Below are 12,387 nucleotides of genomic sequence, written 5' to 3' on the forward strand. Positions count from 1 at the left end.
CCAATGCTACGGTGGAGCCTTGCCAGATATGCTTGGTGACAAAAAAACAAGAGAACAATTTGAACAAAAATACCCCAATGGCGTAAAACAACTACTGGATAACAATTTTTGGCTTGCCCAATGGGCTCCAGGTACTTTTGGTTATGAATTTCCGAAAAACACCGGAGTACCGATTAAAAAGGGCTCTATCTTGATCGCTCAGATGCATTACTACTCAGGATTTGCGCCAGGAGAAAAAGACAGCAATGGTAAAATGGAGTTTAAACTTAGCAAACATGTTGATAAACCTGCTCTGGTAATTCAAGTCACTAATAACGATTGGTTTAATAAACCAGAAGAAAACGAAATGACGATTGCCTCTGGCGAAGTCAAAACACTCAGCGTTGGCACATCCTTAGATGAAATAAGTAACTACATTACAAAAAACATTAATCTTGATAAATCTAAAATTAAAAATCTCGAGCTTCATTCGGTTAATCTTCATATGCATGCGCATGGAGCGTCAGGTAAAACTTATCTAAAACCCGATAATAAAGATCCACAACTACTACTTTCCATCCCCAACTGGGATTTAGACTGGCAACGAGATTTTGTATTTACCCAGGCTAAAATATTTCCAGTGGATACATTAAAACAAAACCAGTTGTTTGTGGAATGTACTTTTAAAAATTACAGTGATAATACAGTTTATGGCGGCGTAGGGTCAGACGACGAAATGTGCTTTAATTTTTCGTATGTAGCACTCGATTTAGAATAGCTTGCATGGGGAAAGGGAAAATAGTCAATTTAAGCAATAGTTTTCCCGCCAATCTATGAGATTTTCAGAGAAATTATAAATTTGGTAGCGTTTACGTCAGCTAAGTCGCACTTTCTGTCATTACATATAATGTCTCAATTACCAGCAAAGGTTTTTGCGACTACCAGTTTGTGTCGAGCCCAGCAAACAAATGATTGTTAACACTAAGGGATTATGTCGAAGTCACTAACGAACTCTCAGGTCTTTTAAATCCGTAGATTTCAATGGATATAGGGTTTAGGAAAACAATAATGGAATTGAGCAATTAGATTGATGTTGCTTATAATTTGGAATTGAAGTTAGACAAGACCTTGCAAAGCCTAATTCAGCAAGGGTTTTCTAATAGACGGGTTAGAGGTTTATTACTCTCCCACACCTACCATTCGTTTGGCTTGATCAACAATCAACTCGCAAGACGGTAACACTTCATAACTTGCTGCTCCCAAAGGGATAAAACTATCATGGGCAGTAAGCCGTTCAATTTTTCGGTGGGAATAATCAACATCATGTTCAATCAGCAAAGTGATTAAGGCTTCGCTAATGGATCCCGTTTTGCGACATTCATCCACTATCAGCACATTTTTTATGTCGCCAATAGCCGCAACAATAGCGGTTTCATCTAGAGGAGCAAGCCAGCGTAAGTCAATCACGGTGCAGTTAATACCTGACTCAGCGAGAACTTTCTCAGCTTGACGACTTAAGTAATAGCCATTGCCATAACTGATAATACACACATCTTTACCTTGCCCAAAACACCCTAGTTGCCCTGTTTTAATCGGTTGTGCATCACTGGGTTGGATATAATCAAATGTCCAAAGTGAATCGCCTTCTTGATGTAAATCCTTTTTCATATACAGCGCTATAGGCTCTATAAATATAACCACTCTTTGCTCTTCTTGGGCCAACCTGACGGATTCTCTGAGCATTTCCACCCCATCGGCACCGTTTGAGGGGCAGGCAATGATTAAACCAGGAATATCACGAAATACAGCGAAGGAGTTGTCGTTATGAAAATGCCCACCAAAACCACGCTGGTACGCTAAACCTGCGATCCTAATGACCATTGGGTTAGTGAATTGCCCATTCGAAAAGAAGGGTAGGGTGGCGGCCTCTCCTCTTATTTGATCTTCAGCATTGTGCACGTAAGCTAAAAACTGAATTTCTGGCATAGGTAAAAAACCATTGTGAGCTAAGCCTATTGCCATGCCTAAAATCGACTGTTCATCGAGTAAGGTATTGATGATCCTTTGCGGGCCAAACTTGTCTGCTAGTTTACTGGTAACGTTATATACACCACCTTTTACACCAATATCCTCACCACACATCACAATATTCTGCTGCTGTGCCATTAAATCGATCATGGTCCAATTCAACAATTTGGCGAGGTGTTGTTTCTTCTTTAGGTTGTGTTTTTCATGACTGAATAATTCGCTGCGTTGGGCTTTAGATACGTTACTGAGGTATACCTTATCTAATTTAGGTGGAATGATACTGTGTTTGATTTTTTCAGCACAAGTCAGCTTGGGCTTAGTGATCACTTGTTTGCTAATGTCTGCCACAGACTCTTCTATGGTTTTATATAAATCGATAATTTGCTGCCCATCTAGGCAGTTGTATTTCAACAATAAAGCGGCACTAAACAATAAGGGATCATGGGCTTCAGTATCTTCAATATATTCATTACTACGGTAAGTAAATTCAGAATCAGAGCCCGCATGTCCCAGTAAACGCACGGTTCTCATATGTAAAAACACCGGTTTGCGGAGTTTTCGAGCAATATCTACGGCTTGTTGAGTTTTGTGGTAGGTGTCGAGTAAATCTAATCCATCACACTGGATATAATGCAGCCCCGCTCTATGCTCAAAGTTGGCCTGCACCCAACCTTTAGGTGTTGCGGTAGAGATACCAATACCGTTATCTTCACATATAAATACTATGGGCATAGGCACAGACTGATACGCTGCCCAAGCCGCAGCATTAATGGCACCTTGTGCTGTGGAGTGATTCGACGAAGCGTCACCAAAATTGCATACCACTACGCCGTCTTTTTCCAAGACATTATCGACCGCTACCTTGCGGGACAGGCTAATGCTGAAAGCCGTACCTACTGCTTTAGGTAAGTGTGATGCGATGGTGCTGGTTTGCGGCGGAATAAATAAGCTTTTACTGCCCAACACTTTGTGCCGGCCGCCTGAAATGGGATCATCAGATGATGCAGCAAAACTCAGCAACATATCGTACAAAGGTGTTTGTCCGGGCACTTGTTTAGATCTTTGTATTACAAAAGCGCCACTTCTGTAATGTAAAAAGGCCATGTCATTAGGCCTAAAAGCCAAGGCACAAGCCGCGTTACCCTCATGGCCTGCACTGCCAATAGTATAAAAACTTTGACCTTGTTTTTGCATGATGCGGGACTGAAAATCCAGATGACGACTCATAACTTGTGATTCGAATAAGTCTATCAATTGTGTATTTGACAAACCCACCTCAGCAGGCGTGAATGCAGAATTGACAACAGGTAACGCATCAGATTCTATGGCCTCAATAATCTGTTGTTTAACCTTAATATTACGATCTTGCATCATGCTGTTACGCCTTAAATATACTGCTAAAAAAATGCCTGTAAGCCAGTTTTTGCTCGGCCTAGGATCAGAGTGGTTAAATCATAAGGATTATTTAGCTAAAGGAATAATATTAATAATCTTTATTTGTTATAGTTTTTACCTATATCAGATATAAGGGCATCCAACGTGGATTTACGAGCATTAGAGTATTTTGTGGCTATCTACGAAAATGGTAGTTTAAGCGCGGCTTCAAAAAAGAAATTTATCGCCCAGCCTTCAATATCAGCCTCATTGAAACAATTAGAACACAGTCTCGCAACCAGCTTATTTGTGCGCCATGCTAGAGGCGTTCAAGCCACTCATGCAGGTGAGCAGCTCTATCCTTTAGCTAAACAATTATTAGAGCAAGCAGGAGCTATTCGAGATGTTTTTAGCACAGACACCACAAAAACACCTTTTAGGTTAGGGTTGATAAAAGGTTTAGGCGTGGCACGCATGAGTGATTTGTTAGGTCGATTTACCCGTTCAGTTGACTCCTTAGAGCTCACCTTAGTTTCTCAGGATGAACCATGCCAAGCACGGATCATTAGCCGTGACTTACAGTTAAACAATGAACAGTTTGTGCCTATGTGGCAGGAGGAATATCAATTGGCTATGCCACTGGATCATAGGCTAAGTTTAATCGACAGCATTAATATTATGGATTTACAGGATGTGGCTTTTATACAACGCAGTCCTTGTGAAGGCTGGAGCTATTTAAAAAAAGCACTAAATAATGGGAATATCAGAGTCGACACTAGAGCAAGAATACAAACCATAGAATACGCCTTAGGTTTAGTGAAGGCTGGATTAGGCTGTGCCTTTATTCCGGTATCTGAGGTAATTGTCAAAGACAAATACATCCACTTTAAACCCATCAAAGACTTGTCGATTTCAAGAGAAATTGGCTTAGGTTATACCCAGATGTCAGACACCGTTAAAGTGTTGCAAGCTCTAGCAACTCATCATCGAGATGAGGAAAACTAACGGGCTTGAGCTGCTCGATACACTTTGGTTATTGTGAATATTGGTTTCGAACGTGTTTCAACAGCTAGTTCAGATAAATGAAATTACTGACGAGATGGGGTTTATTAACCCATCTCATCAGATATCTATTTCTATGCTGCCACTTCCCTTAAGCCTCTTGAATAAGACAATAAAGGAAAAAGCAAAATCAGTATTCGACAGAAGCGCTGAGTGTTAGTTAATCACATTAAACAGGTTCATCCCAAGAAAGATGATGCTCAGCCAATACCACCAAATTTTCACTATTAATTAAGCGATCTGAAGCTGCATATCCCAGTATGTTTTTAACATCTTCATCAGGGCGGCTTGAAATAATGGCGGTTTCATCTGATGAAAAATTACACAAGCCACGTGCTATTTCCTCACCTTTCTCATCATAGACGTGAAGCACATCTGCGCGCTCAAAATCTCCGTGTATTGAAACCACATCATGGCATGAAAAACCATCATCACCCCCAAATAATGAGTCAGCGACATCCTGTTTTATCACTAAGCTACCGGCCATTTGCAAGCGGTCAGTCAGCCAGACATTCCATGCCGATGAAGGCGATGAGTAAGCAATACATTTGGTATGCCTGCGTTCGCCACGAAGAATTGCCGTCACCGGTTCTTCCATTGTTCCTCTGGCAATAATGGTAGTACAACCCGCATTCTGTGCCATATTTGCTGCTTGCAATTTAGTGAACATACCACCAGTACCCAAAGAGCTGGTTCCGCTTGCAGCTTCCATGTAACTGCTTACATCTTCGATAGATTCTATGAACACCGCCCCTTCTTCTGAAGGATCTCGGTCATAAACGCCATCGATACAGGTTAATATAAACAGATACTCTGCCCCAATCATCTGAGCCACTTTGGCTGCAAGTCGATCATTGTCGCCAACGCGAATTTCTTCAGTGGTCACGGTATCATTTTCGTTTACGATAGGCATTACGCCTTGTTTTATCAAACGATGAACCGTATTTTTAACATTGAGAAATCGACGTCTATTTTCGAGATCATCTAAGGTGACTAATACCTGCGCAATATCAAAACCATACTCAAGAGCAATTTGCTTGTAAGCATGCATTAATATCGGTTGTCCACAAGCCGCTGCCGCTTGTTTATCCTGAACACTGGCGTTTTCAATGGTGCAGCCAACAGTATTGAGACCTAGTGCGACAGATCCCGAGGACGTGAGTACCACTTCGTAGCCTTGGCCACGCAGCGTAGCAATATCATTAAGTAAACCATGCATAAATGCAAAACTAGGGGTTAAATTTTTAACGTTTGCTAATAGGCTTGAGCCGACTTTTATGACTATACGTGGGGTTTTTCGTGGGAAGGTTTCGTTTTTTTGTAGGTCAGATGTGGGCAAAATTACTCCGTACTTTGATTAATTAAATAAAATAATTGAATTGAACCGATAACAAAATGGGTTCATAAAAAATTCAAATATTTCCCTAATGTTCTCTTATTATATAACGATAATCATGAATACTGAAGTGCCATAGCTAATTTGGCCTATTATTAGCGTCTTAATAAGAGGTGAGAGTTTTTGTCACTCGTATTAATTCGGTGCACCTTCAGTATATTTTTTTGAGGTTAATCTTTCTCTTGCCCATAGTGTTTGAAAGCACTCAAAAGTGCTCAAACTTGTCTTTGGGGCAGTGAACTAGCGTGATAATTCGGTTACAAGATTCAGCTTAGATAAAATAAACCCTGATTTTGAAAATGCGATGTTCAGTTTCAAACATTAATTCGAAGCCACAACTGTGACACTTTAAAATAGTGAACTTGGCGATAATCCTTCAGAGGATGAAAGTGAGGACACTATTTTAGCTTTGAGTTTGGTAAAATTGCCGGGCAGTATCAATCTGTTCGCATAAGACGATCACTTCATCCAACATACGGGTGGTCATACGATGGGATTTGTCGGCATTTGGATGAAAAATAAAATTATTTTTTACCGCTGGAATATGCGGCCACTGTGACCAACTAAGCCCATCGGGGCTGTCTGCACTATGTTGTGCACTATGCTGACTTGGCTGGATTACAACTTGGGGTAAGGTGACTAATACTTGTTCTAGGCCAATAGACGGATAATCGTCTTGTGCATTAGCAAATGGGTTGCTGGCTCCGCACAGCTCGATTTGTTGTTGTGGCCATGCTTTGTTTGCCACTGTGCGTAACGGCCGTGACCATAACTCATAAAACACACTGACTTTGCTTTTGTTGCTGTAGGTGTTTTTTATTGTTTGCAGTGTTTTCAGATATTCTGCGGCTATATTATTGGCCGCTGTTTCTCGGCCTGTTATTTTACCTAACATGATTAATTCGTTAGCCACATCTTCTAAGGTTTGTGGGTGCGAATAAATCACCTTAAGTTGATATTTTTCGAGGCGCGCTAAGTCATCCGCTGGGTTGCCAGTTTTCCAAGCAATGATCACGTCAGGTTTAAGTTGAATAATTTTTTCAATTTGTAAACGTGCGTAATTACCAACTCGTAAAATCTTTTCGGCGGCTTTGGGATAGTCTGCATGGGCAGTGGTGCCGATGATTTGGGAGCCAGCACCAATAGCGTATAACGACTCAACTATATGCGGAGCAAGAGCAATAATTCGTTTCTTTTGAAGTAAGTCATCACTAGCGCTATTGGCTACAGAATAATTGGTATGAAAGCCAATTAAGACCAATAACATTACATTTAAATAGCGGCTTGTCATCAGGCTCACCAATCAATGCCTTGCTGTGCTTTGATACCATTGTCGAAAGCATGTTTGACAGGTCTTACTTCGCTGACTGTATCTGCCATTTCGATTATTGAGCGATGGCAAGCGCGGCCAGTGATAACCACGTGTTGATCTTTTGGCCTGGCGGTTAACGCAGCCAGTACTTCATCCAAATCGATATATTTGTAAGTGATCATGTAAGTGATTTCATCTAACAGCACCACATCAATAGAAGGGTCTTGCAATAATTTTTTACTATGTTCCCAAGCCGCTTGAGCTGCTAGTTTATCGGTGTCTTTGTCTTGGGTTTCCCAAGTAAAACCTGTGCCCATTACATGAAATTCGACGTCATGTTTTTCCAATAAATTACGTTCGCCACACTCCCAGCCACCTTTAACATATTGCACTACTGAGGCTTTTAATCCGTGTCCAACCGCTCGGGCAATGGTGCCAAAACCTGAGGTAGATTTACCTTTTCCGTTACCGGTTAACACCAGCAGTAATCCCTTATCTTCTTGAGCAGCGGCAATACGTTCGTCTACTTTGGCTTTTTGTTCTTGCATTCGCGCTTTATGGCGGTCGTTATCTTTTTCATCAGTCATGGTGTTTGCTCTTTGTTTGATTAGTGATAAATGTGTGTATTTTCTGCCAATCTAAATGTGCCATACAGGCATCGGCTAGACGGTCTAATTCATGTTCTTGTTGGCTAGCATAGTTGTCGGTTTTATCGATATCTGCAACGGCCCAAGCGATAATCTGTTGCAACGCTTCAGGTAAGTCGAACATGCCATGTAAGTAACCGCCACAAATTCCTAATACTTTGCCACCGTAGCGCAAGTGTCTGACAATATTTTTATCCCAGCCATGTTGTCTAAGCAGTTTTAAATCTGCTCTGACATGATTACTGCCAGGTAAAATAATAAGATCAGCAGCGGGAATTTTTTGTCCTTGGCCCACAAAGGTCAGTTCAATTTGAGGATGAGCCCGCAGCATATCAAAGTCGGTATGGTTACTGATCCGCGAAAAAGCAGTCACCGCACTATTTAATGCCATATTTTGTGGTTTAAAGGGCGCGACTTGGTATCCCAAACGTTTTAAACAACGACAAAATCCTGCCACCAACACACTTTTACCCGCATCGGATGTCATTTTGATGTGTCTTTTAAGGTCATAGGCAGGCCTGCAGCAATAAAGGTCACTTTATCCACTCGGGCTGCCAAAGCTTGATTTAGCCAACCTGCTTGATCGACAAACTGACGACTGACTTCTCCTATAGGTATGATGCCTAACCCGACCTCGTTGGACACTAAAAGTAAGTTCAGATCCATAGGTACCTCAGCTAAGCGCCAATGGGTTTGGTTTTAGTGTCGATGTGATGTTGAATGTCAGGTAGCTGAGCCTGATCCAGTTGTGGAATATTCCAATATTCAGATGTAAAAACTGGATGCTGAGTTGTGTGCATACTCATTGGGTTACCTTGTTAACTTTTGTTTAACTGTTTAACTGTTTAAATGTTTAATAGTGAATTGCTAACTGCTAACTGCTAACTGCGTCTTTGGCTCATCACGATTAGAAAAAACACACTGCCAATAGCAGAGGTGATAATGCCAATGGGAATTTCTTGATTGGGCAGCGCCACACGCGCCAACACATCGACCCACACCATAAAACAGCCTCCTAGTAACACGCAGCCGATGGTGACAATACGGCTGGTGACGCCCAACCAACTTCTAACAATATGTGGGATCATCAAACCAACAAAACCTATACCACCACAGTAAGACACAATGCAGGCGGTGAGAGCGGCGCAAATTGCCAGTGATAAAACCCGTAAACGAGTGACCTGTACGCCTAGTGTTTTAGCGTTTTCATCGCCAAGTAATAGTGCGTCCATATGCCTGCCGTAAAGTAACAATATTGCCACGCTTACTACCACTACTGGCAGCATCACCCAGGCATACCAGGTTTCTACTCGGGCTAAGCTGCCCATTAGCCAAAATATCACTTTGTTGGCGGCAAAAGGTTCACCTAAAAATAATAAAAAATGGCTCAGCGCACTGAGCATAAAAGACACGGCTATGCCTGCCAGCAACATATGTTCGGTTTTGCTGCCCAAGGTTTTCGAAGCCAAAAGCTGTACCAAAAATACCGAGAACAAGGCGCCTAAAAAAGCCGCAAAAGGTAAGGCCAATGAAAATGAGATATTAGGAAACATTTGCATCAGCCCAATTTGCTCGGCTAACTTGCTATCAAATAACAAAGTGGCAATGCTGGCACCTAATCCGGCTCCTGATACCACACCAAATAAATAGGGGTCGGCTAAACCATTACGGGTAATATTTTGCAATGTGGCGCCCGCTACCGCTAAGCCTGCGCCCACTAAAAATCCCACAAACACTCTGGGCGCGCGGATTTCCCAAAAAATCATATTGTTAACGGGGTCTTGGCAACCCTGAGTGATGCATTGAATCAGTTCAGGACTGGATAAATCAGCCGCGCCAAAAAATAACGCGCCCATGGGTGAAGCGATAACCAGTAAACACAAAAATATCCATTTTTTATTCACGTTCGGGGGTTCGCTATAGAAGATACCACATCTATTTCAACTTCATCAGGAGGGTAAAAGTCCACCCGAAATGCCGCATTGTTATCGTCATGTCGTATGTGGCAAGGGATCTTAAATACTTGTTCTAAGCGTTGTGAGGTAAGCACGTGTTCAGGTGGGCCTTGTGCGACCATTGTTCCGGCGTCCAATAAACAAAGATGGTCACAATAATTAGCCGCTAAATTTAAGTCATGTAGGCTCATGACCACTGTAATGTTGAGTTTGTGAGCAAGGGAGCGCAGCAACTTAAGCACTTGGTGCTGATAATATATATCGAGATGATTAACCGGCTCGTCTAAGATGATCAGTGCGGCTTTTTGCACTAAAGCGCGGGCAATCAAACCTCGCTGTTGTTCACCGCCAGATAATGAATTAAAGCTTTGCTGAATTTTGTTATCTAGTCCTACCCGGGATATGGCGTCGCTGATGCTTTTGTCGTCTTCGAGAGTTTGTCTACTAAGCAATGATTTGTGAGGTAACAGGCCCATACGCACTATTTGGTATAGGTCTAATGCAAAGACACTTTCGTTAAGCTGATTCACTACTGCGATTTGTTTTGCCAAAGACATTGGGTCGTAATCTGTCAGCGTTTTGTTATTCCAACTGACGCTGTGATGACTCGCTAATTGCCCCGATAACATTTTAAGTAAACTGGTTTTACCCGCACCATTGGGACCCAATACACCCATCACTTTACCTGCACCTAAGTTAAGGCACACATCAGACAAAATCTGCTGTTGACCTATTTTTAAGTTTACATTGGTGGCAATAAGGGAGCTGGGGCTAGACATGCAAGGACTCACACTCAGGCTTAACAATCAGAATAACATTCACAATGTTGACTCAAATAGCGAGAGCAGGGAAACACATCAAAAAACAGCATGAAAACTGTCAAGATATAATGTTATCCGTGTGTTCCCGCACGAAGATTAAAAGGTATCTTAAGGTGAAAAAGCGACCTCAAGCATATAACAAGGCTGGTATCTGACTTACGTTTCTAATCAACGTTTACAGTTGCGGGTACAGTTCTGGATTTTCACCAAATTCCCATTTAATTTGTGTTGTTGTTGTAACCACACAAAACCTTATTTATAGGCCGTGAAATATAGCAAGTATGTGGATGGTATTCGAGGGGTAATTGGTTTGATGACCTAATATTAGGTTATCAAACGTTATTTTGGTTTTTTAGCTCTAGCGTGTACTGCCTTCCTTTTAATCTTTTTGAACATCCACGATTTGGCTAGAAACGTGAAATACAGGACGTATTTCATAAAAAATGCCACTCGAGGGCAATGCTCTTCATCCAACTATTACTCAATTTTCAGCCTTCTAATTTCAGGTCCTTTAGCAGTGGCTAGTGATAATATTACCATCGTAGTTTCGAGCAGAATAACAGCTCAAATCTTTATGGCTGTGCAAGCCGTTTACCCATCTCGTCGCTGATTAATCCAAAGCTAGATACATAAAATCGTCATAATTACATGCCATGATTAGGGATTATAATTGTGGGCGTTAGACTATGTTAGCAACAATACAGTTTGATTCGATTAAAACTCGTTTAATCATTATTATCGTCGTGTGTTTATTGGGAATGCTAGTGTTGGTTGGTAACCAAATTTATAATACAAACAGGTTAATTAATCTCAATAGTCAAAGTAAACAGTTACTTAATTTAAGTCATGAGTTACTGCAATTACGTCGCCATGAAAAAGACTTTTTACTACGTCTAGATCCTCAATATGTTGACCAGTTTAAAGTGCGAGCCGAGGGTTTTTCTCAACAGATCACCCAGTTAAATCCTATTTTTGCGAAACTAGGTGACACCAACACCTTATTTGATGAACTCAGTCTTAGTTTTACCCAGTATCGCTCGCAATTTTTTTCTTTGGTTAGTTTACAAACTCAAATTGGACTCAATGAAAATAGTGGTTTCCAAGGGCGTTTTCGTCAGGCCACTCATGGTTTAGAAGAGCAATTGCAACGGCTCAATCAAACCGATTTACAAGTACTTATGCTACAAATGCGCCGTAGTGAAAAAGATTTTTTACTCCGTAAACATTTGGATTATGTTGAACGTGAGAAGCTGTTTTACCAACAACTATCTTTAGCCATCACTCAAAGCAACCAGCTTAATGTCCAGCAACAACAAGCCTTATTAAACGCTTACCAGCACAGTTTTATGCAGTTAGTGACGGCTTATCAAACTATTGGGTTAGATCATACTCTTGGTTTGCAAGGTCAGTTCCGCGAGCAAGCCCACGTACTGGAAGGTCAACTGACCAGGGTAAATAACAAACTGACTGTACTCATATCCGTCGCTGAAAAACGAATAGAGCAAACCAGCTTATTGATTATGACGATTACCACTTTGGTCTTAATGACATTACTGATTAAAAGTTATATTACCTTTCAACGGGCTTTTTTAAATTTTGTGATGTTTTTCTATCGATGCAAACGGGAATATCAGCATATGGATGGCAAAAAGCTGGGTTTCTCAGAGTTTAAATATTTAGCCACTATTGCCAACGAAATGATTGATGCCCGTTGTGATATCGAGCGTCAGCTGCAAGCGGCTAATCAACATATTGCTGAATTAGAAAAAGTCGATGATGACAGCGCTAAAGCGCAGTGAAACGTTAGCGGGGC

The 12,387-nt window shown here is 41.3% G+C and carries 11 protein-coding genes, 1 pseudogene and 1 riboswitch; of the genes and pseudogenes, 3 read left to right on the forward strand and 9 right to left on the reverse strand.

Annotation, left to right across the window (positions count from 1 at the left end):
- Positions 1-28 precede the first annotated feature (28 nt).
- On the forward strand, positions 29-757 hold the full coding sequence (locus CXF95_RS13195) for a hypothetical protein (protein ID WP_157828146.1): 729 nt from the start codon (positions 29-31) through the stop codon (positions 755-757).
- 401 nt (positions 758-1,158) lie between these two features.
- Here CXF95_RS13195 and CXF95_RS13200 read toward each other — a convergent pair whose 3' ends face one another.
- Complete coding sequence (locus CXF95_RS13200; RefSeq protein WP_232787851.1) at positions 1,159-3,378, reverse strand: alpha-ketoacid dehydrogenase subunit alpha/beta; 2,220 nt, start codon at positions 3,376-3,378, stop codon at positions 1,159-1,161.
- A gap of 168 nt (positions 3,379-3,546) precedes the next feature.
- On the opposite strand from CXF95_RS13200, the gene CXF95_RS13205 reads away from it, so the two are divergent.
- On the forward strand, positions 3,547-4,386 hold the full coding sequence (locus tag CXF95_RS13205) for a LysR family transcriptional regulator (protein WP_101199122.1): 840 nt from the start codon (positions 3,547-3,549) through the stop codon (positions 4,384-4,386).
- Positions 4,387-4,612: 226 nt separating this feature from the next.
- On the opposite strand, the gene proB is transcribed toward CXF95_RS13205, so the two are convergent.
- The 8 genes and pseudogenes from proB to CXF95_RS13245 all read right to left on the reverse strand — a co-directional run bounded on the left by proB (position 4,613) and on the right by CXF95_RS13245 (position 10,532).
- Positions 4,613-5,782 (reverse strand): glutamate 5-kinase, encoded by a 1,170-nt coding sequence (gene proB / locus CXF95_RS13210; protein WP_101199123.1) that lies wholly within the window; start codon positions 5,780-5,782, stop codon positions 4,613-4,615.
- A gap of 460 nt (positions 5,783-6,242) precedes the next feature.
- Positions 6,243-7,139, reverse strand: coding sequence for a cobalamin-binding protein (locus CXF95_RS13215; protein WP_101199124.1), 897 nt, complete (start codon positions 7,137-7,139; stop codon positions 6,243-6,245).
- The gene (cobO, locus tag CXF95_RS13220) at positions 7,136-7,738 is read right to left on the reverse strand and encodes a cob(I)yrinic acid a,c-diamide adenosyltransferase (protein ID WP_101199125.1); all 603 of its coding nucleotides are present in this window, start codon (positions 7,736-7,738) and stop codon (positions 7,136-7,138) included. Before cobO ends, CXF95_RS13215 begins: the two co-directional genes overlap by 4 nt.
- Entirely contained in the window at positions 7,731-8,285 is a 555-nt protein-coding gene (locus CXF95_RS13225) for a hypothetical protein (RefSeq protein WP_157828147.1), read from the reverse strand. Before CXF95_RS13225 ends, cobO begins: the two co-directional genes overlap by 8 nt.
- Positions 8,282-8,452, reverse strand: a pseudogene (locus tag CXF95_RS13230) (bifunctional adenosylcobinamide kinase/adenosylcobinamide-phosphate guanylyltransferase); the annotation flags it as partial. The pseudogene CXF95_RS13230 and the gene CXF95_RS13225, both read right to left, overlap by 4 nt.
- A gap of 23 nt (positions 8,453-8,475) precedes the next feature.
- Positions 8,476-8,604, reverse strand: a complete 129-nt coding sequence (locus CXF95_RS31150; protein WP_255418916.1) for a hypothetical protein — start codon at positions 8,602-8,604, stop codon at positions 8,476-8,478.
- Positions 8,605-8,679: 75 nt separating this feature from the next.
- On the reverse strand, positions 8,680-9,702 hold the full coding sequence (locus CXF95_RS13240) for an iron ABC transporter permease (protein WP_101199126.1): 1,023 nt from the start codon (positions 9,700-9,702) through the stop codon (positions 8,680-8,682).
- The gene (locus CXF95_RS13245) at positions 9,699-10,532 is read right to left on the reverse strand and encodes an ABC transporter ATP-binding protein (protein ID WP_101199127.1); all 834 of its coding nucleotides are present in this window, start codon (positions 10,530-10,532) and stop codon (positions 9,699-9,701) included. Before CXF95_RS13245 ends, CXF95_RS13240 begins: the two co-directional genes overlap by 4 nt.
- 166 nt (positions 10,533-10,698) lie before the next feature.
- Positions 10,699-10,844: riboswitch (cobalamin riboswitch) on the reverse strand.
- A gap of 416 nt (positions 10,845-11,260) precedes the next feature.
- Between CXF95_RS13245 and CXF95_RS13250 the strand changes: the two genes are divergently transcribed.
- Entirely contained in the window at positions 11,261-12,373 is a 1,113-nt protein-coding gene (locus tag CXF95_RS13250) for a hypothetical protein (RefSeq protein ID WP_101199128.1), read from the forward strand.
- Positions 12,374-12,387 lie beyond the last annotated feature (14 nt).

The sequence above is a fragment of the Paraglaciecola sp. MB-3u-78 genome, from assembly GCF_002835935.1.
Lineage (GTDB): Bacteria > Pseudomonadota > Gammaproteobacteria > Enterobacterales > Alteromonadaceae > Paraglaciecola.